The 20,626-nt window shown below is 54.4% G+C and carries 26 protein-coding genes and 1 tRNA gene; 9 read left to right on the top strand and 18 right to left on the bottom strand.

All coding sequences use genetic code 11. The features are described from left to right. The first annotated feature begins 16 nt into the window (after window positions 1-16). Window positions 17-655, top strand: a complete 639-nt coding sequence (hisH, locus tag ACR0I8_RS15895; RefSeq protein ID WP_170691789.1) for an imidazole glycerol phosphate synthase subunit HisH — start codon at window positions 17-19, stop codon at window positions 653-655. A 4-nt stretch (window positions 656-659) separates the two neighbouring features. Here hisH and ACR0I8_RS15890 read toward each other — a convergent pair whose 3' ends face one another. Further along, the gene (locus tag ACR0I8_RS15890; RefSeq protein ID WP_170468068.1) at window positions 660-1,061 is read right to left on the bottom strand and encodes a DUF2147 domain-containing protein; all 402 of its coding nucleotides are present in this window, start codon (window positions 1,059-1,061) and stop codon (window positions 660-662) included. Between the two features lie 123 nt (window positions 1,062-1,184). On the opposite strand from ACR0I8_RS15890, the gene hisA reads away from it, so the two are divergent. Continuing rightward, window positions 1,185-1,904, top strand: coding sequence for a 1-(5-phosphoribosyl)-5-[(5-phosphoribosylamino)methylideneamino]imidazole-4-carboxamide isomerase (gene hisA, locus ACR0I8_RS15885; RefSeq protein WP_170691791.1), 720 nt, complete (start codon window positions 1,185-1,187; stop codon window positions 1,902-1,904). Window positions 1,905-1,909: 5 nt separating this feature from the next. Here the strand turns inward: hisA and ACR0I8_RS15880 are convergent, their stop codons facing one another. Further along, window positions 1,910-2,356 carry a DUF302 domain-containing protein gene (locus ACR0I8_RS15880; RefSeq protein WP_480703378.1) on the bottom strand — a complete coding sequence of 149 codons (447 nt, stop codon included), beginning with the start codon at window positions 2,354-2,356 and terminating at the stop codon, window positions 1,910-1,912. Between the two features lie 118 nt (window positions 2,357-2,474). Here ACR0I8_RS15880 and hisF point away from each other — a divergent pair, with 118 nt between their 5' ends. From hisF to ACR0I8_RS15865, 3 genes are all read left to right on the top strand, one after another. Then, window positions 2,475-3,236: an imidazole glycerol phosphate synthase subunit HisF gene (gene hisF, locus ACR0I8_RS15875; RefSeq protein ID WP_170374927.1), complete on the top strand. Its 762-nt coding sequence runs from the start codon at window positions 2,475-2,477 to the stop codon at window positions 3,234-3,236. Then, window positions 3,233-3,550 carry a phosphoribosyl-ATP diphosphatase gene (locus ACR0I8_RS15870; protein ID WP_170691794.1) on the top strand — a complete coding sequence of 106 codons (318 nt, stop codon included), beginning with the start codon at window positions 3,233-3,235 and terminating at the stop codon, window positions 3,548-3,550. Before hisF ends, ACR0I8_RS15870 begins: the two co-directional genes overlap by 4 nt. Before the next feature lie 72 nt (window positions 3,551-3,622). Next, window positions 3,623-4,189: a hypothetical protein gene (locus ACR0I8_RS15865; RefSeq protein ID WP_170374931.1), complete on the top strand. Its 567-nt coding sequence runs from the start codon at window positions 3,623-3,625 to the stop codon at window positions 4,187-4,189. A gap of 2 nt (window positions 4,190-4,191) precedes the next feature. Here ACR0I8_RS15865 and ACR0I8_RS15860 read toward each other — a convergent pair whose 3' ends face one another. From ACR0I8_RS15860 to rlmB, 4 genes are all read right to left on the bottom strand, one after another. Next, window positions 4,192-4,662: a CoA-binding protein gene (locus ACR0I8_RS15860; RefSeq protein ID WP_170691796.1), complete on the bottom strand. Its 471-nt coding sequence runs from the start codon at window positions 4,660-4,662 to the stop codon at window positions 4,192-4,194. A 197-nt stretch (window positions 4,663-4,859) separates the two neighbouring features. After that, a complete protein-coding gene (locus tag ACR0I8_RS15855; RefSeq protein ID WP_170480236.1) occupies window positions 4,860-5,312 on the bottom strand; it encodes a YHS domain-containing (seleno)protein in 453 nt (150 codons plus the stop codon). A gap of 99 nt (window positions 5,313-5,411) precedes the next feature. Further along, window positions 5,412-5,693: a hypothetical protein gene (locus tag ACR0I8_RS15850; RefSeq protein ID WP_170664947.1), complete on the bottom strand. Its 282-nt coding sequence runs from the start codon at window positions 5,691-5,693 to the stop codon at window positions 5,412-5,414. 9 nt (window positions 5,694-5,702) lie between these two features. Then, window positions 5,703-6,479 (bottom strand): 23S rRNA (guanosine(2251)-2'-O)-methyltransferase RlmB, encoded by a 777-nt coding sequence (gene rlmB / locus ACR0I8_RS15845; protein ID WP_170691798.1) that lies wholly within the window; start codon window positions 6,477-6,479, stop codon window positions 5,703-5,705. A gap of 116 nt (window positions 6,480-6,595) precedes the next feature. Between rlmB and ACR0I8_RS15840 the strand changes: the two genes are divergently transcribed. Continuing rightward, window positions 6,596-6,679 (top strand) — tRNA-Tyr (locus ACR0I8_RS15840). 31 nt (window positions 6,680-6,710) lie between these two features. Here the strand turns inward: ACR0I8_RS15840 and ACR0I8_RS15835 are convergent. From ACR0I8_RS15835 to ACR0I8_RS15820, 4 genes are all read right to left on the bottom strand, one after another. Continuing rightward, complete coding sequence (locus tag ACR0I8_RS15835) at window positions 6,711-6,944, bottom strand: hypothetical protein (RefSeq protein WP_170691799.1); 234 nt, start codon at window positions 6,942-6,944, stop codon at window positions 6,711-6,713. Between the two features lie 476 nt (window positions 6,945-7,420). Further along, complete coding sequence (locus ACR0I8_RS15830) at window positions 7,421-7,576, bottom strand: hypothetical protein (protein WP_170374939.1); 156 nt, start codon at window positions 7,574-7,576, stop codon at window positions 7,421-7,423. Window positions 7,577-7,956: 380 nt separating this feature from the next. Next, window positions 7,957-8,319: a hypothetical protein gene (locus tag ACR0I8_RS15825; RefSeq protein WP_170691800.1), complete on the bottom strand. Its 363-nt coding sequence runs from the start codon at window positions 8,317-8,319 to the stop codon at window positions 7,957-7,959. 135 nt (window positions 8,320-8,454) lie between these two features. Continuing rightward, window positions 8,455-8,763, bottom strand: a complete 309-nt coding sequence (locus ACR0I8_RS15820) for a hypothetical protein (protein ID WP_170691802.1) — start codon at window positions 8,761-8,763, stop codon at window positions 8,455-8,457. A gap of 480 nt (window positions 8,764-9,243) precedes the next feature. Between ACR0I8_RS15820 and ACR0I8_RS15815 the strand changes: the two genes are divergently transcribed. Continuing rightward, entirely contained in the window at window positions 9,244-10,983 is a 1,740-nt protein-coding gene (locus tag ACR0I8_RS15815; protein ID WP_480703374.1) for a sigma-54-dependent Fis family transcriptional regulator, read from the top strand. Window positions 10,984-11,131: 148 nt separating this feature from the next. Beyond that, window positions 11,132-12,931 (top strand): NAD(P)/FAD-dependent oxidoreductase, encoded by a 1,800-nt coding sequence (locus ACR0I8_RS15810; RefSeq protein WP_170691804.1) that lies wholly within the window; start codon window positions 11,132-11,134, stop codon window positions 12,929-12,931. A 172-nt stretch (window positions 12,932-13,103) separates the two neighbouring features. On the opposite strand, the gene ACR0I8_RS15805 is transcribed toward ACR0I8_RS15810, so the two are convergent. Further along, on the bottom strand, window positions 13,104-13,898 hold the full coding sequence (locus ACR0I8_RS15805; protein WP_170691806.1) for an SdiA-regulated domain-containing protein: 795 nt from the start codon (window positions 13,896-13,898) through the stop codon (window positions 13,104-13,106). A gap of 353 nt (window positions 13,899-14,251) precedes the next feature. Here ACR0I8_RS15805 and ACR0I8_RS15800 point away from each other — a divergent pair, with 353 nt between their 5' ends. Continuing rightward, complete coding sequence (locus tag ACR0I8_RS15800; protein ID WP_170691808.1) at window positions 14,252-15,010, top strand: DUF4956 domain-containing protein; 759 nt, start codon at window positions 14,252-14,254, stop codon at window positions 15,008-15,010. Here ACR0I8_RS15800 and ACR0I8_RS15795 read toward each other — a convergent pair whose 3' ends face one another. The 7 genes from ACR0I8_RS15795 to ACR0I8_RS15765 all read right to left on the bottom strand — a co-directional run bounded on the left by ACR0I8_RS15795 (window position 15,011) and on the right by ACR0I8_RS15765 (window position 20,367). Continuing rightward, the gene (locus tag ACR0I8_RS15795) at window positions 15,011-15,880 is read right to left on the bottom strand and encodes a metallophosphoesterase (RefSeq protein WP_170691810.1); all 870 of its coding nucleotides are present in this window, start codon (window positions 15,878-15,880) and stop codon (window positions 15,011-15,013) included. Window positions 15,881-15,941: 61 nt separating this feature from the next. Next, a complete protein-coding gene (locus ACR0I8_RS15790) occupies window positions 15,942-17,375 on the bottom strand; it encodes a hypothetical protein (protein ID WP_170691812.1) in 1,434 nt (477 codons plus the stop codon). A gap of 19 nt (window positions 17,376-17,394) precedes the next feature. Beyond that, window positions 17,395-18,039: a protein-tyrosine phosphatase family protein gene (locus tag ACR0I8_RS15785; RefSeq protein WP_170691814.1), complete on the bottom strand. Its 645-nt coding sequence runs from the start codon at window positions 18,037-18,039 to the stop codon at window positions 17,395-17,397. Between the two features lie 120 nt (window positions 18,040-18,159). Further along, window positions 18,160-18,333, bottom strand: a complete 174-nt coding sequence (locus ACR0I8_RS15780) for a hypothetical protein (RefSeq protein WP_170355752.1) — start codon at window positions 18,331-18,333, stop codon at window positions 18,160-18,162. Between the two features lie 401 nt (window positions 18,334-18,734). Then, entirely contained in the window at window positions 18,735-19,349 is a 615-nt protein-coding gene (locus tag ACR0I8_RS15775) for a hypothetical protein (protein ID WP_170691816.1), read from the bottom strand. Window positions 19,350-19,407: 58 nt separating this feature from the next. Further along, entirely contained in the window at window positions 19,408-19,704 is a 297-nt protein-coding gene (locus ACR0I8_RS15770; RefSeq protein WP_170691818.1) for a hypothetical protein, read from the bottom strand. 363 nt (window positions 19,705-20,067) lie between these two features. Further along, window positions 20,068-20,367, bottom strand: a complete 300-nt coding sequence (locus ACR0I8_RS15765; RefSeq protein ID WP_170691820.1) for a hypothetical protein — start codon at window positions 20,365-20,367, stop codon at window positions 20,068-20,070. Window positions 20,368-20,626 lie beyond the last annotated feature (259 nt).

The raw sequence follows: 20,626 nt of genomic DNA, 5'->3' as shown, positions 1-20,626 counted from the left end.
CACAGAAAGGACTCAAATGCTCACCGCGATCATCGACTACGAGAGCGGCAACCTGCACTCGGCTGAAAAAGCCTTTCAGCGTATGGCGAAAAAACTGAACGCGGGTAAGGTCGTTGTGACCTCGGACGCGGATGTCGTCGCGCGCGCGGACCGGCTGGTGCTACCCGGAGACGGAGCGTTCCCGGCCTGCGCCGCCGAGCTGCGTGGCCACAAGGGCATCTATGACGCGATGGTTGAGGCGGTCGAACAGAAAGGTCGCCCCTTCCTCGGTATCTGCGTCGGGATGCAGTTGATGGCCTCAAAAGGCCATGAATATACCGAAACCGATGGTCTGAATTGGGTCGCTGGGGACGTGCTGCGGATCGAGCCTTCGGACGCTTCGCTCAAGGTGCCGCATATGGGCTGGAACGATCTGGTTTTGGATAGCGATCACCCGGTGTTTAATGGTGTGAAATCCGGCGATCATGTCTATTTCGTCCACTCCTACCATTTCCGTGTCAAGGATCCGGCGCAAAGGCTGGCTTATGTGGACTATGGGCAGGACGTCACGGCCGTGATTGGCCGCGACACGATGCTTGGGATGCAATTTCACCCCGAGAAAAGCCAGGATGTTGGCTTGCGCATGATCGGCAACTTCCTGACTTGGGCGCCCTAGGGCGTTACTGAATACGGGTCCAGGTCTGCCCCCGGCAGACCAATCCGCCTGCGACACATCCTTTGACCGTCAGCTGGTTCTGGCTGTCCAGCGTCATTTTGGAGTTGTAGGTCTTGTCGCGATCCGGGGCCCAGATCTTGCCGTTGTTATAGCTGCCGCTGCCTTCTGCGACCATGTCCCAGATGATCTGTTTGCCCAGGTTTTCATAGTCCAGAATCTGATCGCCATTGCCATCAAAGGCGCTGTCGATAGTGCCGCAAATTGCGCTGCCGCATTCGCTGATCGACACGTGCAGATACCCACCTGTGTCGCCGGGTTGTGTTTTCCACAGCCCATCCGCCGGATCTGCCGCCATCGCGCCTGTGGCCAGCGATGCAAAAGCAATCGAAAGTGCAAGTTTCTTCATGATAACCTCCCTGATTTGGGTTCACTCTGGCCCGGTGTCGGGCTTCGGGCAAGATTGACTTTGCGTCGCTAACCCGCTTGTGCGATACGCCGCCCGTGTAACATTCAGATAAGGCCGCCCGACATGATCCTGTATCCCGCCATCGACCTGAAAGACGGCAACGCTGTTCGCCTGCTGCGCGGAGAAATGGACAAAGCCACCGTTTTCAACGAGGACCCGGCCGCGCAGGCCCGTGCCTTTGTTGATGCAGGATGTGAGTGGCTGCACCTTGTCGACCTGAATGGCGCCTTCGCGGGCGAACCCGTCAACGCCGCTCCGGTCGAAGCGATCCTGAAGGCCTGCAACGTGCCCGCCCAATTGGGTGGTGGCATCCGCGACATGGCCACGATCGAGACTTGGATCGAAAAGGGTTTGGCGCGGGTTATTCTAGGCACAGTTGCGGTCGAAAACCCCGATCTGGTGCGTGAGGCCGCAAAAGCCTTCCCCGGTAAGGTCGCAGTTGGCATCGACGCTCGCAACGGCATGGTCGCAACCAAAGGCTGGGCGGAGGAAACGGACGTGCAGGTCACTGATCTGGCCCGCAGTTTTGAGGACGCTGGCGTTGCGGCAATCATCTATACCGACATCAACCGCGACGGCGCGATGCAGGGTCCGAATATCGAAGCCACAGCCGCGCTGGCCCAAGCCGTCTCCATCCCGGTCATTGCCTCGGGTGGCGTCAGCTCATTGGGCGATTTGATCGCCCTGCGCGATTGCGGAGTTGAGCTGAACGGCGCGATCTCGGGCCGGGCATTGTATGATGGCGCGATTGACCTGGTCGACGCCATTCGCGCCCTGAGCTAAACGCCTTACTGCGCGGCAGCCGAGGTCAGTTTCTTCAACGCGCCGCGCATTTTCTCAATCACGGCAGAGTTTTCGACCTCGTCAAGTTCATCCATCGTCTCTTTTGGGTCTTCATAGGCCAGCCAGACCTGCCCGTTCGCATCCTCATAGGCCTGCACTTTTAGCGGCAGGAACAGGCCTGCACGCGGGTCGATCTGCATCGCAGGCGTCCCAAGCGCCGGGTTACCGAAGATCAGCACCTGGTTGGGCGGAATCGGCGTGCCGACCTTTTCGGCCCCGGCTGCGTGGTCGATGCGCGCAAAGACGGTCGCGCCTGCGTTGCCCACAACGGCTTCGAGTGCGTCCAGCGCCTCGGGCACAGATTTTGTGGTTTCTACTTTGATGATATCGTCAGCCATTGCGGCAACTGCTCCTGCAAAAACGAAGGTAGTGGTCAGAATAAGGTTTCGCATCTTATTGATCTCCTGATGAATTTGGGGACAGTTTTCACAGGTTTGAGAGGGGTGACAATCACAAGTCTGGCATCGGCGGGGCTTTGCCGGTAAGGGTTCGGGCAACAAAGGAAAGCGCATGCTGAAAACCCGTATCATTCCCTGTCTGGATGTCGCCGATGGCCGCGTGGTCAAAGGTGTGAATTTCGTGGGTCTGCGCGATGCAGGCGACCCTGTGGAATCGGCCAAGGCCTATGACGCCGCCGGCGCGGATGAGATCTGTTTTCTGGACATTCATGCAACGCATGAGAACCGCGGTACCATGTTCGATGTAGTTCAGCGCACGGCTGAACAGTGCTTTGTTCCTCTGACCGTGGGTGGTGGCGTGCGTACCAAGGATGACGTGCGCGCCCTGCTGCTGGCCGGGGCGGACAAGGTCAGCTTCAACTCGGCCGCTGTCGCCGACCCGGATGTCATTGCCGAGGCGGCAGACCAGTTCGGCAGCCAGTGCATCGTCTGCGCGATCGACGCCAAAACCGTCAGCCCCGGAAAATGGGAGATATTCACCCATGGTGGCCGCAAGCCCACCGGCATCGACGCGGTCGAGTTCGCAAAAACCGTGGTCGCCAAAGGCGCCGGAGAGATCCTGCTGACCTCGATGGATCGGGACGGAACCAAGTCAGGGTTCAACCTGCCGCTGACCCGCGCAATCAGCGACGCGGTGGATGTGCCGGTGATCGCCTCGGGCGGGGTTGGCAATCTGGACCATCTGGTCGAAGGCGTCACCGAGGGCGGGGCGAGCGCTGTACTGGCCGCCTCGATCTTCCATTTTGGTGAATACACCATCCGCGAGGCCAAGGAACACATGGCCGCCGCCGGTATCCCGATGAGGCTGACATGAGCATCCTGCACGATCTGGCCGCCACAATCGAGGCGCGCAAAGGGGCGGACCCGGAGAGCAGCTGGACAGCAAAGCTGCTGGCCAAGGGCCCAGAAAAATGCGCTGAGAAATTCGGCGAGGAGGCTGTTGAGGCCATCATCGAAGCCGTCAAGAACGACAAGGACGGGCTAACGGCCGAGGCCGCCGACGTGCTGTATCACCTTTTGGTCATGCTGGCCGCGCGCAACGTTGCGCTGGACGATGTGCTGGAGGAGCTAGCGCGGCGTCAGGGCCTTAGCGGTATCGCCGAAAAGGCCGCACGCCCAAAAAGTTAAGCTCAGTCTTCCGTCCGCGCCAAAGCGGTTCTATGATCATGTTTCACGGTCTATCGGTCGAGGGACATCACAATGATCAGAGCTTTGGCCTGCGTTCTGGCCCTCGTGACTTTGGGCGCCTGTGCGGCCCCGCCACCGTCTACCGGAGATGAGGTGCAGCGTCTTGCCTCGGAAATCCAAAGCCTGGGTCCCGATATTGATCCGGCTGAGGCCAACCGGGCCGCCCGCATTGCATATTCCTACACCGCGCAGCTGGTGCAGGAATACGAGATCACCGACCCCCCATTGATCCACAATGCCAAGGTCAACAAAGGCTTGCGCCCGCGTGGATTATGCTGGCACTGGGCCGAAGATATCGAGCGGCGGTTGAAGCAAGAGAACTTCCAAACGCTGGACATGCATCGCGCCATCGCCAACGCTGACAATCCGCTGCGAATCGATCACAGCACAGCCATCATCAGCGCGCGGGGCGAGTCGCTCTATGACGGCGTGGTTTTGGACCCGTGGCGTTATGGCGGGGTTCTTTTCTGGTCTCCGCTGCAGGAAGACACAAGATATGACTGGGTCCCGCGCGAGGTTGTTCTGGAAAAGCGCAGGCAAGAGCAGGTGGCCCGCCTCAAACCCTACCAGGCGCAGTAACGCTATAGCTTGGATGAAATGATACCAGTGCTAAAGCCGCCCATGCGCAGCTCTCCAAACAGGCGCTGATATTCGATTTTGGGGCAGCGATTCATCACCACATCCACGCCGCGCGCCTCAGCCTTGGCGGCAGCCTCTGCGTGTTCAACACCGATTTGCATCCAGATGGTGCGCAGGGATGGGAATACCTCCAGCGCCTCATCCACGATCGGAGGCACGGCCTCAGAGCGGCGAAAGATATCCACCATATCAATATCTTTCGTAATTTCTGACAGGCTGGCGCGCACGGTTTGACCGAAAAGTTGCTTTCCCGCATGGCCGGGATTAACCGGGATCACGGTAAAGCCTTTCAGCGACAGATAGCGGGCCACGTAGAAACTCGGCCGCACCTCGTTCATGGACACCCCGACCACGGCAACGGTCTTGGTGCGCTTCAGAATGGATCTCAGGAACTCATCAGAATAGTCAGCCATGCCGCTACCCTATGCGACGGCTGAAAAAGAAAAAAGCGCCCAAGAAACCTTGGGCGCCAGTTGTTGGAACGAGGGACAGTGAAATGACCCGCGGCAGTTCCGTTCCGCGGTCACTGTGACATTTAGGCATGTTTTGGTTAAAAAAAAGAGGGCGCGCTCATTTTTGTGATGACTTTTCACAAACGGCGGAGGATCGCCTATTCCCGGTACAGAATCTCAGGCCAGTTCCCTTCGGCCTGATGGATGTATTCCAACTGATCCTCACGCCATTTCCGCTCAATTTCAGGCGAAAACGTCAAGTATAGGCGCCCATCTACCACCTGCCAGGCCCCCGGATCGGTTCCCTTGAGGATGCCCTGTGCCATCGCATAGGAACAATACCCCCCGAATTGAGGGGCAAAGGCGCGCGGATTCGCCTCAAATAACGCGCGATTTTCGAGAGAGGCGAAATGCCATTCGGCTCCCTTCCACGTCACTGAAATCTCGGGGCGGCCCTGTACGGGAACGTCACCCTGAAAATAGGATACTGGGTCGTATCCCGCCATCGCAGCCCCCTCGGGCGCGAAATACACGGGCATGGGCTGCGCAATAGCGGCAGAAGCGAGAAGAGTGGCGCTCAGCGCGCCAATGAGAGCGTGGCGGATTGGCATAGGTATAACGGAATCATGGACTCAGCGTCTCAATCTGCAACGTTTTGCGCTGTGAGACACCCCAGATGACGCGGTTGTGATCACCCCGAAGCACGAGGATCAGTCGAAGATATCCTCGATCACATCCCAGGCCTCATCCATCACGCGCGAAAACAGCGTTTTCTTCTTTTTCTTCCGTTTTGATTTCGGCTGGGCGGTATGGGATACCGCATGTTTCCTAGGTGCGCTTTCGGTCACCTTGCGCTTGGGTAGCATCTTGAGGTCATGCAACGGTGCGCCGCAGCTGGAACAGCTCAACTCGTGCCGCTGCTTTCCCTTCAGGACAAGCGCCGCTCGGGTCCCGCAATAACAGCAGGTGGCAATTTTCGATGGGCCAGAAATGACGCGCTCCTATCCTGTGTACCGTGAGGCATATAGGGCAATCGCCGCCGCGTTTGAGACGTTCAAAGATCCAAAACCACCGGCTGCGTCAATTTTCACCAGTTTGTCCACGGTTTCCTTGGTCTTTTGCCGCAATCCGGGGCCTTCTGCACCCAGAACCAGCGCCACCGGACGATCACGTTGATCCCCTATGGCAGCCTCGATCGTATCCTCGGCCTCTCCATCGAGACCTAGCACCAGAAAGCCCATGCCCTGCAACTCGACAATCGCTTCGGCCAGATTGCGGACCCGCAAATAAGGCTGACGCTCCAAAGCGCCGCTTGCGGTTTTGGCCAGCGCCCCAGTCTCAGGCGCGGAATGGTGCCGAGTCCCGATCACAGCGCTGGCGCCCAACACTTCGGCCGAGCGCAGAATCGCCCCGACATTGTGCGGGTCTGTCACCCGATCCAGTAAAATCACTCGAGGGTGTTCGCGCCCTATGCAGTTTTCTGCCAACCCGCCCCATTCCAGCGGCTTGACCTCAAGGGCGGCACCCTGATGGACTGATCCCTGATCAATCGGAGCGTTGAACTTCCGTGGATCGACCATCTCGGCCTCGATCCCAGCAAAATCAATGGCTTCCGCCAGTTTGTCACGGGCATTTCGGGTCACAATCAGGCGCAATTTCTGCCGTTTCGGGTTCATCAGCGCATCGCGCACAGCGTGCAGACCAAACAGCCAAACCGTTTCCGAAGCGGCTGCTTTGCGCGCCTGTTCCTTTTCCACGACCCACTTGGGTTTCTTCATTTTATTGGCCTCCGGGCCGGGCGTTCGATTTCCTGCGTCAAAGCGGTATTTTCCTGTTGACGCTCCTTTGGTGCGCTAGTAATCACGCCTCCACGTTAGGTGCAACGCCTGACAGTGGGCGACAGGCCGCAAGGTGTGGCAGGGGACTGTAACTCCCTCGCGGAGACGCACGCCTGGTTCGATTCCAGGGTCGCCCACCACTTTCTCTAGCAGAAAATTTTGGCAAATCTATCAGTGTAGACTGAGAAGCACTTCGATATCGCGGCGGCTCAGCCGACGTAGAAGCGCCCTGTCTTCGGCCAGCAGAGACTTACCGCTTTCGATCTGTTTCTCAAGAAACGCTGCGATTTCGCTTGCGGGCTGATAGTAGAGGTCGATCTGTTGTTTGCTCAGATCTTCAACCAGCTTCCGGAGGAGTTGTTTCTGTTTTTCCGAGTCAAGATCTTTGCGCTTGTCTTCCAGCATGGCCATTCGCTTCGTTTGTTCACACCCAAATTGTAGGACGGTGAGAGCGTTTGACAAAGTCGTACCGTGCGGCTTCTACGCAAGCACGAGTTGGGTCGGTAAGCGTGACATCGTTCCAAAAAAGACGGGGCGCGCTGGAAACAAAGCGCGCCCCTATCTCAGGGAGGAGAAACCGATCTCGCGTTCGAAACACACCATGAACGCTAACTCGTTACATTGTTGACTATGGCGGCTTTCGATTTTGCGTTCAGTGATGTTGTTCACGTATGGACTGCTCAGCGACCGAGTCTGCGTGTCGACCCGCCGCTACTGCAGCCTTAGCAGTCGTTCGCTTGCCTTAATGTGTATCCATTGCCTGTGCAGAAGCCCCTTTGTTTGTCAGCTGGCTTGAAAGGGAATTTACGTCCGACCTCAGTTTTCTTCATTTCTCTAACACTTGATGGCTTCGTTTATTTCTCTCTAAGCAGAGCGAAACACTAGGCAAGCATAGCAATGATAGCTGCGAGAACGATCACGCCCAGTATTGTCAGCTTTGTTGCGGCGACTGCCCCATCAGCCCGTGCTTCCCACTTTGTCTTGGGGCGGTTCACGGCGTGGTTCCATCCGAGGTCGTTTTCATCTTGGTGAGGCATTATTCGTGTCTTTCGCGTCGATTTTAGGTGAGATTTTCTGTAACAAGAATATCCCGATGATTGCGAAAATCGGTGCGAAAAATATGCAGATCAAAAGCCACAGCAACGGGTTGCGATGCCTGTTGCTTGCCACACACATGGGCAAGTAGACGTGTAGCCACAGCATGAACAACAGTGCGATGATTAGAGCGGAGCCAGCAAGAGTTTTCGTCAATACATCACTTAAGTATCTTACGGTTGTTTCGGTATTCCGAGCTAGCTCTTAGGTAATGCCTTGCGGAGTGACTTAACTATTGAAATCCGGTCAATGTTTTTGGATATCCTGCCAATTTTGAGTGACGTCCCCCCATGCAAGATACTCAGGTCCGCTGTTGCTAAAGTCAGATGAAACGTATGATCTGCTGCTTCGCAGCAACTTCAAGTGATACAGGTGTGCCGCCAACCATCACCTTCCGTCCATCACGCCCAGCTTGGTGTTGGTACACCGCTTCGGCCAGGGCTGCGTGGGTCTCGTTGGGCATTAACTTGTCAGCCAGTTCGTAGAACGAGAATGCACGTTCTTCCAGACCAGCTATGTCGTTGGTCATATCCACGTTGCGGGCAGTCTCCATCATGGTGTTGGCCCGCTGAGGTTCAATCTCGATGAATGCACCGACCCGTTTCGGCAGGCAGCTGATTTGATGGTTAAGAAGATCGGCGGTGGCAGTTCCGAAAACCTGAGAACTCTCCTGTACTGAAGGCAAGCGAGCAGCAATTGGACTGCAGCTGTCGGCACTGTGTCGATGTTGGGGACGGAAGGGAATGGACGGAGACTTAAGATGTCCAAAACTCTACTCCCCGTCGTCACAACGCGTCGTCCGCCCTGGAATAAACGCAGACTAGTCGGACAGAAGCGGCCATTGCAGCCAAAGCAGGTTTGGGCCATTCGTACCCGGCTCGAACTCGCAAACAAGCTGAGAGACCTCGCTGTGTTTAAACTTGCCATCGATAGCAAGTTGCGCGGGAGCGATCTCGTCCGCCTGGTGGTTAACGACCTCTCCGTCGCCAATACTGTTCGCGATCGGGCGTCCGTTGTTCAAAGCAAAACTGCGAAACCGGTGCAATTCGAAATGACAAAGAATAGACGTGAAGTCGTGTCGCAATGGGTCTCTTCGCCGGGCATGCGTGACAACAGTATCTTTTTCCAAGTCTTACGCCTGCTTTGCCGCATCTTTCGACCCGGCAATACAACAGGCACTTCCGGGAGTTGGGTCTGCGATTGGTCTCGATCCGTCCAGCTATGGTACGCATTCGCTTAGGCGCACCAAGGTGGCTTTGATATTCAGAAAGACTGGAAATCTACGTGCCGCTCAACTTCTACTAGGACACAGCCAGGTAGACAGTTCAGTCCGTTACCTTGGCATCGAACTTGAAGACGCCTTTGTATTGCCGAACGTATCGATCTTTAACGACTTAGGCGGGTGGGATCACCCACTCGCCGCTCCCAAGCAGACATTCGAAATCTCGCGTCCATCTTCCGCCCAGAGCCCAAAGGGTCCAATGCTGCGCTTTCAAGGCAGGTCAGCTTGACAAGGCAAAGCGCCAAACACTTGCCGGACGAAATTTGAACATAGGCGCGAAGCCGGACTAATGCTATTTTTAGGAAGGATTTGTAGGACGGGAAGCTGTTGGATCGCCAGCACTCAAAAGAGATTGACCGTGTCTTAAGCGGGTTCGATACGGGGCGGGACCGACTTGTCGCGGATAGCTGGCAGCGCTGTGTTGAAACCTATGGTATGGATCCCTCACGGCAGGAACCCGCGCACATTTTGTCTGAAACCAAATTCAGAGAACACCTGGAACAATCCGAACGTCTGATCGCAACCGCGCGTTCGGGGCTGCAATCGCTGTTTGCGCAGGTGGCAGGGCAGAACTACGTCCTACTGCTTGCGGATGCAGATGGCGTCTGCGTCGATTTCTTTGGCGACCGGAACTTTGAGGACGAGCTCAGAATTGCGGGTCTTCATCTGGGCTTCAAGTGGACGGAAGAGTTGGCAGGAACGAACGGAGTGGGGTCGTGCATTGTTACAGGTCAGCCAGTGACGATCCATCAGGGAGATCATTTTTCGATCACGCATACGCCACTGTCTTGTACGGCAGCGCCTATTTTTGACACCAAAGGTGCTCTTGCGGCTGTTCTGGATGTGTCATTGCTGCGTGGACCCTCACCAAAGGCGTCGCAAAATCTGGCCATGACATTGGTGACGAACTCCGCCCGTCGCGTCGAGATGGCAAACCTGATGGCATCGACGCGGCGTGATTGGGTCCTGCGCTTTTCAGCCAGCCCTGAATTTCTTGAGGTCGATCCCGAAGCGGCGGTCGCTGTGGACGGAGGCGGCAAGATCATCGGTATGACCTCGGGGGCCCGACGTGCGCTGGACCCGGACGGTTCGGGTCACCTGATCGGGTCGCAATTGCAGGACTGGCTTGAAATCAGTGTTGATGACATGCCCGAGTTCATGCGCGGCAGACCGTCCGAAGACCGCGTTCTACACCTCAAGGATGGGCGCGCGCTCTATGGTCATGCCGTTGCTCCACAGACGCCGCAGATGACGGCAGCTCTGCGCAAACGGGAAAAGGTTCTGCCTGGTGCCCTTGGTAGTTTTGCAGGGCCGGATGCGGGCCTTCAGCAACTTTTGAACAAAGCGGCCCGTCTTGCGCCGACCAATCTGCCGCTTTTGCTGACCGGCGAAAGCGGGACAGGCAAAACTAAACTGGCGCGCGCTATCCATATGGCCGATCCTGCGACACAGGATTTCCACACCGTGATCTGTTGCGACACTCCGACATTCAATTTCTGCCGTGCTATCGAACCCGGCACACTGTTTCTGCGCGGCGTTGAAGACCTGAGCGAGCCTGCAGAGGCCTCTCTTTTGGCAGTGCTTGAGCGGCGGGCTGATCTGCGGATCATCGCGTCATGTCGGCAACCCCCGGCAGGATTGCAGGGCGGTCTTCGTGAAGATCTTCTGCACCGGATTGCGGGGGCCACATTGTCTTTGCCGCCTTTGCGCCACCGTGCGGATCTGGATTGGCTGATTGATCGTCTGCTCCGACGGTTTGCCAGCCATGATATTCGCCTCTCGACCGCTGCCCGCGCCGACCTGAAATCACGATTGTGGCGCGGCAATATTCGTGAACTGGAACACCTGCTGCAAAGTTCGGTCGCCCTGTGTCAGGACAACATCATCGACTTAACGGATTTGCCCGCCCCGGCGCTCGCCCCTACGCAAAAGCAGGACTCAGATGATCTGGAAGCACTTCTGCGTGCTTGCGATTGGAACATGTCCCAACTGGCAAGGCGCCTTGGTGTGAACCGATCGACGATCCTGCGCCGTATGCGAAAAGCCGGGCTTAGACCGCCCGCTTAAACGCATATGTACCCGTGTTGCGCCCTTGTTGCGCGCGCAACAAGCATTGGCGTATTTGGACCGAACCAAGTGTTGATGCGCCAAATCCGCTTGCCCGAAGGGTCGCGGATTTGCCAGCCTTCTGCTCCGTGGAGATAGGGAGGATGACATGCTCGACACAACACTCTCGGATCAGGTTCAGGGGTTTCTGGATGACTTCGGTGCGGCTTTGTCCCAAGGCGATATCGATGCCGCCTGCGATATGTTCCAGGACGATTGCTATTGGCGCGATCTGGTAAGCTTTACCTGGAATATTAAAACGGTCGAGGGCAAGGCGCAGTTAGCAGATATGCTCGCGCATCAGTTGGCCACAACCAAGCCGAGTGGTTGGAAAATAGCCGAAGGTGAAGTTCCAACTGAAGACGGCGGAATAACCACCGCATGGATCGAGTTCGAAACCGAAGTGGCACGCGGCTACGGGTTGATCCGCCTCAAGGATGGCAAGATATGGACCTTGCTGACCACGATGGTCGAGCTGAAAGGTCATGAAGAGCCCAAAGGGTTCAACCGCCCACTTGGGGCCAAGCACGGTGCGGGTAAACACAGGACCACATGGGCAGAAGAGCGGGCGCAGGAAGAGGCTGAACTGGGTTACGAAACACAGCCCTACTGCGTCATCATCGGCGGTGGTCAGGGCGGGATCGCTATGGGCGCGCGGCTGCGTCAGCTGGGTGTACCGACGATCATCGTCGAACGGAATGACCGGCCCGGCGACAGTTGGCGCAATCGCTACAAATCCCTCTGCCTGCACGACCCGGTTTGGTACGACCATCTGCCCTATATCAAGTTCCCGGAAAACTGGCCCGTCTTCTCGCCCAAGGACAAGATCGGTGACTGGCTTGAGATGTACACCAAGGTGATGGAACTGAACTATTGGACCCGCACGGCGGCCAAATCCGCAACGTTCGATGAAAGTACGGGCGAATGGACCATCACGGTGGACCGGGACGGCGAAGAGGTTGTACTGCGGCCCAAGCAACTGATCATGGCGACGGGGATGTCCGGCAAGAAACGCATGCCTGATTTTCCAGGAATGGATGTTTTCAAAGGCGAACAGGTGCATTCGTCGGAACATGAAGGTCCCGACAAATGGGCTGGTAAAAAGGTCGTTGTGGTGGGGTCCAACAACTCGGCCCACGACATCTGCGCGGCGCTTTGGGAAAACGATGCCGACGTGACAATGGTGCAGCGGTCCTCAACCCATATTGTCCGCTCTGACACCCTCATGGAAATCGGACTGGGCGATCTCTATTCTGAACGTGCGGTGCAGTCTGGCATGACGACCGAAAAGGCCGATCTAATCTTTGCTTCGCTGCCCTATCGCATTCTTCATGAATTCCAGATTCCAGCCTATGCCGCGATGAAAGAACAGGACAAAGAGTTCTATGACGGGTTGGAAAAGGCCGGGTTCTGGCTGGATTGGGGCGATGATGACAGCGGGCTGTTTATGAAATACCTGCGTCGCGGATCGGGCTACTACATCGATATAGGGGCCAGCCAGTTGATCATTGATGGCGAGATCAAGCTGAAACGGGGTCAGGTCACCGCGCTTGATGAAACCGGAGTTATCCTTGATGACGGCACGCATCTGGATGCCGATCTGGTGGTCTATGCGACGGGGTATAATTCTATGAACGGCTGGGTCGCGGACCTGATGGGTCAGGATATGGCAGATCGGCTTGGGAAATGCTGGGGTCTGGGCTCTGACACAACCAAGGACCCGGGGCCTTGGGAGGGCGAGCAACGCAATATGTGGAAGCCGACACAGGTTCCAAACCTTTGGATGCATGGTGGAAACCTGCATCAGTCCCGGCATTATTCACAATTCCTGTCGCTGCAAATAAAGGCCCGGATGGAGGGTATCCCGACGCCGGTCTACGGCCTTCAAGATGTGCATCACCTCAGTTAATGCGTGCGCTAGAACCAAGAAGTGGACTTTCAATTTTTTCGATTGAAAGTCTGCTTTGTGTCGCAGACCTGTCATTTGGTGAAAACCGCTCAAAGTCTGCTATGCGGACAAAGCGGCCATTTCATTTTTCTGCAATTGAATGCGACAAGCCAGTGCAAGCTTCTTACCGCAATCAAACCTGCGGTAAAACAAATGCGTATAGGCGTGACTTTTTGCCATCATCGGTCAAGATGTAAAGAACCCCACCACTTTCATCCAAAGCTATCCCCTCAGGATTCTTCACTTCCATTACTTCATCCTTTTTGGAGTAAATTAAGTCGATAGTTCTGACCGTCAGAACTTCAGGATCAAAAACGAATATTCGGCGCCCTTCATCGCTGAGTATCCATAAAGTTCTGGTCTTGCCAGACCAGGCGATCCCGCTGATGTCTAGTTCGTCATCGTCGGCGCGTGACGAAACGAAACCAGCCTCAGCCGTTAATGGAACTACTCCAATAATCTCATCAATTTCCGAGGAAATGACGAGCAGCAGCCTTGGTTGGCCCTCAATGACTACAAATACTTGCCCAGAGTCTTGATCTACAGTGATCCCTTCCGGTCCCTTGTTCAAAGGGTTCTCAGCAAGCATTTCAGCAACTTTGCCGTAGCCCCTGAGTGAAGAAAGTGGAGTAGAATTGACTTTGATTGGGTCCGTAGGTTGGACCGTTACGATAGATCGGTCAGTTTCTTGTAACAGCAATACAGACCCATCCTTTCTTCCAGCGACACCTTCCAAGTCTGTGCCCAGATGTTCTGGAAGTTTGAACGAACTCTTTAACTCTCCATCTACTCCCAGAAGGTGCAGCTTCGATGCGTCATCGCTTACTGCCCACAAGAATCCATGAACACTGGAAAGCGACAATCCGGATGGCTCAGAAAAGCCCTCTGATTTGTCTGCCACTTTGTAAGACTCAATAAGTTCCAACATATCAGTCTGCGCTCTCACTGGGCTGGTTAACGCCAAATTGTTGGCGACCACAGCAAGGCTTGCGCAAATTACCTTCGCTACTCTTCGTTTGTGCCGATCATTTGGCTGGTTCATTCGAGTTAAATCTGCGTTCGAGCGGAGTTACTTCATACTCTATCAAAATTCGATGTTGTCCAACCTAACACAGTATTTAGCGGAAGTATGATGTTTGACCCCGCAAGACTTTACCGGAACTAAATTCATAAGGTTGAGTTAGTCTATGGGAGTGCGGCTTCATCGCGAGGTCTGGAGCGATTGCGTCAAGTTACTCACTTCGCAGCACTATTCGACGGTACAGCGGGAGGGAAAGACTTTTGAGTAAGCTGTTTTCGATTGCATCGGTGCTTTTGGCGGTGCTTTTACCTAGTGTTAGCTATTCTCAGATCGACCCTGCTTCCTTGCTTGCGGGAACGTCCGAGTCAGAGATAGTGATTGAACGAGGCTGGACTCAGTTCCGCGGTAAGCAGGAACTCTACTTCTTCACGCTAGACGTCATTGTAACGATCATTTTGACCGCTTTGATTGTTTATCATCCCGTACGACGTAAAGCACGCCGAAGTGTCAGCGATCTGGTTATGCCCAGACTGTTCTTTCTTTACGCGCTAATTGGAATGGCTGTGGGGTTCCTGGTAGTCCAGCACGGGTCAATGATTGGTTTCGTTGTTTTTGGCATCGGTGCGTTGCTCAGGTTCCGCTCCAATCTGGATGATCCGGTCGATACAGTCGAAATGATAATCGTAACGGTTCTTGGTCTTGCCGTCGGTTTGGGCTTACCGCTGATGGCCACACTGGTGGCGATTGTGTGTTGGTGCTTCATTTGGCTCGGAGGGCGAAACAAGGGCGTGGAAGTTTCGCTCAAGGCTTCAGATGAAGAACACTCATTGAAAGTCAGCGGAGACATTGAAGCCATGGCCGCAGACGCTGGCTGGAAGTTGGTCAGAAAACACCACGTCCCCGGAAAATCTCGCGTTTCATTGCTTTTCATCACCTCGGGAGGACTTTCAGAAGCCCGGATAGAAGAGATGGTAAACGATCTGGTCCCAGAAAAAGTCGAACTGAAACTCAACCTCTAGTCATTTCACAAGGTCTAATCGTTTCAAAACAGCATTCGGAGATCTGATCTCTTTCGGGAGCGACTTGAAGTTTACCGACCTTTCGAAATCAGGCCCTCGATAAACTGCTATCCCAAACTCTCCGTTCGGCTGGAACTTAACATGAGTGAAGCTGTGAGGCGATCTGGCGCTATCGCCAATAAGCCGACGCGGACCACCTCCCAAACAAGCTTGAGAGACGTAGGCCACACCGTCTTTCCAACCGGGATAGAAGGCATGATGGTGGCCTGACAGGTGCAGAACGACACCGCTTTCCAGGTAGATTTTCTCAAGTGTTGAGTCACCAATGATTTCGCGTTCGCGCTGGATCGCGAAGGGCCAAAGCGGAAGATGACTGAAAGTCACAATCGGGTCTCCATTTGCACCCAGTTCCACAAGTCGGTCCTGTTGATCACCGGATAGCGGCCCTAAGGTCGTAGCATCCAAAGATGCAAACGTTACGCCCTGCATCTCAAACGCGTAGAAGAACGGGTAGTCATCCGAAACCAGGAAGTCGACGTCTGGTTTTCTTGGTTCCCATTCTTCTGCGTATATTTTTCTTTCGCGCTCGAACCCTCGGTAAGCGGAGGCGTCATGGTTTCCAGGCGTGACCGCAAACGGAATTCCGGCAGCCGCTAAAGGATCTGATACCGCCTCATGAAACGCCTTCCACATTTCCCTGACCTGTTTGTCGGACAAGTTGGGAATGCGCTGTCCCGCAACCATATCTCCGGTCGAAATAACCAAATCGGGATCAATCTCGACTATCCGCTCAATCGCCTTGTCGACGCGGGCATCGTATTTTACAGAACCATAGCTTCCATTCAGATCCGATATGACGATGACATCCAATGCCGCCGCTTTGCAGGCGAGCAGAGCGGTCCAAATGAACACCGCAATAAGAGCAGAACACCTACGGTTCATAACAGTCCACAGCCTCTACCTCGGTGCCGTTTCTCAAAAAGAATACGACAGGATCCAAGTCGAACATCAAATCGCCATTTGAACAATTGCTCTGGAGGATGGACGTTGCCAGCGCAGTATTTTTGACAACTTGTGCAATCTGACTGTCTGATAACCCAAAGCTTTGCGATAGCCAGTCATAGACCGGGCCTTGGGTTTGAAGGTCACTATTCAATGTAACCAAGCGCCGGTACGTGCTTGGAGAGAAGTGGCGAATTTTCTCCAGCATTTGAGTAGATTTCGCGAAGTTGGCATACTCGACACGCCCGCCGGCATCGTTGTCGTTTAGATTGCTGCGACGGATCAATAACGCGTCGGCGGGAACGTCTCCATCGTTTGGCTCATGGTGCTTGGCTTTCTTCTGCTTCAGTTTTCCGTCTTCGACCCAATACCAATAGGGTGTGAAGTCTATGTTTCCTACGCGGTCCTGCTGGCTAAAGATGAAATCGAGGAGAACAATCTCGGTAAGTTCTTGCATCCAAAATGCCATCTGTTGGTCGCTGACATCGGGGCCGAGATCCTTGTTGATCATCCGGTCTCTTCGACCTTCCCTGACGCCCTCAATAATGGCCTCTGGCAAGGGTTTTGAAGAACGCAAAGCCAAGAAAGCAGGAGTTTCCTGAAAATCGCGGTTCTGACCTTTCCCCCAACCAGATTTACGGGTGCCGTTGATTTCCGAGCCGTATCGATGCCCAGGGCTATCAAGCAGCACACCGTATATTTGCGTTCGATCTGCGGTGAACAGATCGTCGGTTGGCTGGTATGAGTTCGGGTCAGCATCCGCAGCTGCGAAGACCCGCCAGCCTTCGTGGTTCATGCGCCCGCCATGAGAGCCACCAGAAATCGCAAGGCCAGGCTCGGCGACCTCGGAAAAATGCGCCTGGGCGTCCATGCTACGCCAAACGGCGACTGGAACTTTTACAGTCGCGTCGAAATATCTGGAGAAATGATAGTAAAGCAGTGAAGACGTGGAAAAAGTTCCACTGGTGCCTTTTTGGTTCATGGTTGACTTGAATTTAGCCACCCTGTCCTTGGCCAGATCTTTTGCCGCCTTCCCCTCCTTGCAAGCGTTTCTCTCGAATTCAGAACGGTTCCCCACGTAAGGTCCTTCCGAAATATCGTAGACGGCCATTCCTGGGCTGGTGCTCCAGGTTTTTGGGCAAATGGCAATTTCAGAGGCATAGAAATCGATCTCGCAATAGGCCGTTTCTTCCTCAAGATCGCTTTTTCGATACTCGCCCGTTGGAACTTTTTCGATCCGAATGCAGCGTTCCGTAACACCATTGGGACTATCAAATGTCGTGGCTTCACCGAGAACATCGTCGCTCGCCCACAAGACAGTGGGTGTAATGAAAGCAAGTGACCCCAGAAGATTGAACTTCATTTGGATAGTCCTCCTGGTATCATTTAGGGCAAATCGCTGCCTGTTGTTCGGCGGAGATTTTCAACTTTGGGTCGACACTGAAATTGGAGAATTTTGAATCAATCCACTGGTCACACCCGCCCGAACAAGGCGCCCCGTTTCGGGCATCATTCCAATATTCCTTGGCCCTTTCTTCCGTCCAACCGCAAAACTGAACGAGCGCCATTGCCGACAATGCCCCCGAGGAATGAACGCCCCACATGCAGTGCACCAGGACAGGGCCTTTTCCAGGGTTTTCAATCACTTCGTGTATGGAAGCCATAACAGCACCGGGTCGGGAGGATCTGGCACTTTGATAGTCAAAGGATCCGTTTCCACAACTGGTGCGACCGTATTCGGTGTTTTTGCCAAAGTCGGCATAAAACCCGGTTGAAAACCCTTCATTGCACAGAGTTTCGCGTTGACCTTCACTCAGGCCAGTTCGATCCTTGTCGCCGCCCTTGAAACCAGAGCGATACAATACTCCGCTCAAGACTGGGCGAAAGAAAGCGACACCATCAACGCCTCCGTCACCCCCCTTTGAAAGCATTTGACTGTTGGTTGGACCGCCATTTCGACTGGTCACGTCAGAGTTCGCAGCGGTTGCGAGAAAACCAATGAATATGAGGGACGCAAAAAACCGCATGCCAACTCCTTTCTATTCTTGAACCTCTGATGCCCAAACCTTTGCGACCTGATAGTCTCTCGGAAAGGCTAATTCACGACGACCATATCAAGTGGGCAGTTAGCTTTCCGCTGTGGAACTTTAAATAGGCCACACCAGATTGATGATAACGACGACCACGAAGTAGGCTAGAAAAACTTTCCAATTCCATTGGTGCTTGTTTTCTTCGTTGATCACGCCAGCCGATTTCAATGCCAGGTTAGTGATGATCAAGGCGACTACGATGACCGCCGCGTGTGCCAGGTCGAAATGCAAGTTTGAGCTCCTTCTTCAAGATTTGGGATTGATGGAAATTTGTCAGCAGTCACCTGATGGCAGCATAGCTACTTCTGAGTACCTTCCCTCAGACGTCGTAATCCGAGCACATGCACCAGTATCCTTGTTAAACCAGTACGAGGTCAGACCTTCGCTTCGGATGAGTTCAAATCCGAGACTTTGGATGCCCATTTCAGCTTGGCCCGCTCTTGCCCCTTCAAATGACGAAAGATCGCTAGCGCTGCCCACAGTTGGTGCACTTGCATCCACCGATCCGTCACTCTCGTCGCATGCTGCAAGCGCCGAAATGCACATTGTGCCGATCACCAATAGGACCTTGGGTTTCATCTGTTTTTCCCTCGCTTTTTTGGACTTGCGTTCCAGGGTTTCTGATTGATCACCTATTCAATTCCGAAAATGACGTTGTAGTCGACAGAAGAGTTGCTGCGATTGATAACCTCCACAACATGATCACCGGATTGCCAAAGCTGTCCTCGATACTCCTTGTCCGCCGACATCAATCCCAACAGTTCAGATCCATCGGGGTTGCGAATAACGTAGTCCAAGGAGCCATTTCGCGGAGCAACGCGAACGTAAAGGAACTGTTCGTTTTTGGCACCCAGAACGTATTGCTGCGACGCTCCGGGCGCGAGTTCACCGACGAGTTCTGCGCCAGTTGAACCAGAATCAAATTTGACACGTTGGCTACCAGTAGACCCGGCTGCGCCTGCCATGGCTCCTCCTCCATCATCCATCGCCTCGACAACCGACATCTCGCCGATGCTTCCATCCTTGTACGCGATGCAGCGCCAAAGTGTTCCGCCTGCGTCTCGCAGCATGACGAGCGTACCAGCTTCCGAGAACTGAGAGCTTTCAATCGTTCCGGATTGACCGTCTGGTCCACCAACCTGCCGCAAATGGTCGATACAAGCGTCGTCTGCTTCAGACATTGCAAAAGCAGCTGTGCCCGCGATTGCGAACATGGGTGTGAAGAGTTTGATTAATAAGGGTTTCATCAGATGGTTCCCTGTTAGCTTGTTCTTACAGTTCTGTTCCGTACAAAGCGGAACTTCACTACGCTTCTTGTAACTTTGACAGAAACTCATCGCATGCCTGTGCGCTGCCGACGATCTCGCCCGTCGTTTCAATTCCTTGCAGTGATGCCATTTCGGAATTTACGCGGTTGAGGATCTGATCCGCTTGCTCTGCGGTGATCAGGTTCTCGGCTTGCGCTCCTTTCAATGTGGAGCAGACACCGGCGGACAAACCTGTCGCAACGCCGACACCCATCGCGGCCCCGCCACCCAAGGTCATCGCCCCAACCACGCCTAAGACGAGCCCGATCACAATACCCAAGATCACTTTTCCCATGTTTCCCTCCCTTTTGGTGAGACAGAGTTCCGCCTTCACTTCTGGCGCAATCCGCGTGCCCATCTGCAAATCAAAACCAGCGCTAACAGGTTGAGCACCGGTGTAATCGCCGCAAACCACGGTTTGGCTGACTCTGAGACCGAGTCCGCTACAAGTATCCAAGGCAGTCCCAACGGCAATAGGAACACCCCGGACAAAGGGTCTCTTTCTTGTCCCAACCAGCCAAATGTACCCGTCAAGAACGCAATCAACGCCAACAGGTACAGGATCGAGAATACGATGATGGTTATTCTACAAACCAAGTCGAGCCTCAGCAGAGCAAGCCGGTGCTGCGCAGCCGATTTCGGCTACGCCGCAGACTGCTCACAGCGCGCCTTCGTCGCCCAGGAACTCGATACCAGCTGTCGCGCCATCAGTGTAAGCAATGCAATTCCAAGGAGCACGATCCTCACCAACACCGACAGTGACTTGTGTTCCAGCTTCGCTAAACGCGGATGAGAGCACAACGACTTGCGCATTGTTCGTCGTGTTGGCTACATCCCGCAAACATGCTTGCTGAGCTGGTGTCAGGTCCGATGACGCAGTCGAGTTGCCAGTGTCGTCACATGCTGCAACAGTCAGGGCCCCAAGTAGTAAAGCGGTGGGCGTCAATAAATTCTTCATTGTCGTTCCCTCTATGGTTCCAACTAGTACTTGGCCAAAGATGCGAAACAAAATCAACTATTTGATTGTGTCGAAACTTTTACATGATAGCGGATGTCAGACGGGGACAACTTGTTTTGATAGCCACAAAGCATTTCGGGCAATAGATCCATTTACACTTCTGCTTTGGGCTCAAAGCTGATGGGGTGGATGGCTCCTGCTTCAACCGGCGTCGCAATGCGCCATAGTGCAGGTGTCAAAGTCTGCTTTTGAAAGGAGC

Source organism: Ruegeria sp. BG9 (assembly GCF_056538305.1).
This window is presented reverse-complemented; position numbering and strand designations above follow the sequence as displayed.

Bases quoted from the DNA above. Each gene is read 5' to 3' on its own strand.
- ACR0I8_RS15770 (WP_170691818.1), bottom strand. From the start codon at position 19,704: ATGGGAAAAGTGATCTTGGGTATTGTGATCGGGCTCGTCTTAGGCGTG.
- ACR0I8_RS15890 (WP_170468068.1), bottom strand. From the start codon at position 1,061: ATGAAGAAACTTGCACTTTCGATTGCTTTTGCATCGCTGGCCACAGGC.
- ACR0I8_RS15790 (WP_170691812.1), bottom strand. From the start codon at position 17,375: ATGAAGTTCAATCTTCTGGGGTCACTTGCTTTCATTACACCCACTGTC.
- ACR0I8_RS15830 (WP_170374939.1), bottom strand. From the start codon at position 7,576: ATGCCTCACCAAGATGAAAACGACCTCGGATGGAACCACGCCGTGAAC.
- ACR0I8_RS15855 (WP_170480236.1), bottom strand. From the start codon at position 5,312: ATGCCAATCCGCCACGCTCTCATTGGCGCGCTGAGCGCCACTCTTCTC.
- ACR0I8_RS15835 (WP_170691799.1), bottom strand. From the start codon at position 6,944: ATGCTGGAAGACAAGCGCAAAGATCTTGACTCGGAAAAACAGAAACAA.
- hisA (WP_170691791.1), top strand. From the start codon at position 1,185: ATGATCCTGTATCCCGCCATCGACCTGAAAGACGGCAACGCTGTTCGC.
- ACR0I8_RS15860 (WP_170691796.1), bottom strand. From the start codon at position 4,662: ATGGCTGACTATTCTGATGAGTTCCTGAGATCCATTCTGAAGCGCACC.
- ACR0I8_RS15810 (WP_170691804.1), top strand. From the start codon at position 11,132: ATGCTCGACACAACACTCTCGGATCAGGTTCAGGGGTTTCTGGATGAC.
- ACR0I8_RS15870 (WP_170691794.1), top strand. From the start codon at position 3,233: ATGAGCATCCTGCACGATCTGGCCGCCACAATCGAGGCGCGCAAAGGG.
- hisH (WP_170691789.1), top strand. From the start codon at position 17: ATGCTCACCGCGATCATCGACTACGAGAGCGGCAACCTGCACTCGGCT.
- ACR0I8_RS15865 (WP_170374931.1), top strand. From the start codon at position 3,623: ATGATCAGAGCTTTGGCCTGCGTTCTGGCCCTCGTGACTTTGGGCGCC.
- ACR0I8_RS15880 (WP_480703378.1), bottom strand. From the start codon at position 2,356: ATGCGAAACCTTATTCTGACCACTACCTTCGTTTTTGCAGGAGCAGTT.
- ACR0I8_RS15775 (WP_170691816.1), bottom strand. From the start codon at position 19,349: ATGAAACCCTTATTAATCAAACTCTTCACACCCATGTTCGCAATCGCG.
- ACR0I8_RS15805 (WP_170691806.1), bottom strand. From the start codon at position 13,898: ATGTTGGAACTTATTGAGTCTTACAAAGTGGCAGACAAATCAGAGGGC.
- hisF (WP_170374927.1), top strand. From the start codon at position 2,475: ATGCTGAAAACCCGTATCATTCCCTGTCTGGATGTCGCCGATGGCCGC.
- ACR0I8_RS15765 (WP_170691820.1), bottom strand. From the start codon at position 20,367: ATGAAGAATTTATTGACGCCCACCGCTTTACTACTTGGGGCCCTGACT.
- rlmB (WP_170691798.1), bottom strand. From the start codon at position 6,479: ATGAAGAAACCCAAGTGGGTCGTGGAAAAGGAACAGGCGCGCAAAGCA.
- ACR0I8_RS15785 (WP_170691814.1), bottom strand. From the start codon at position 18,039: ATGCGGTTTTTTGCGTCCCTCATATTCATTGGTTTTCTCGCAACCGCT.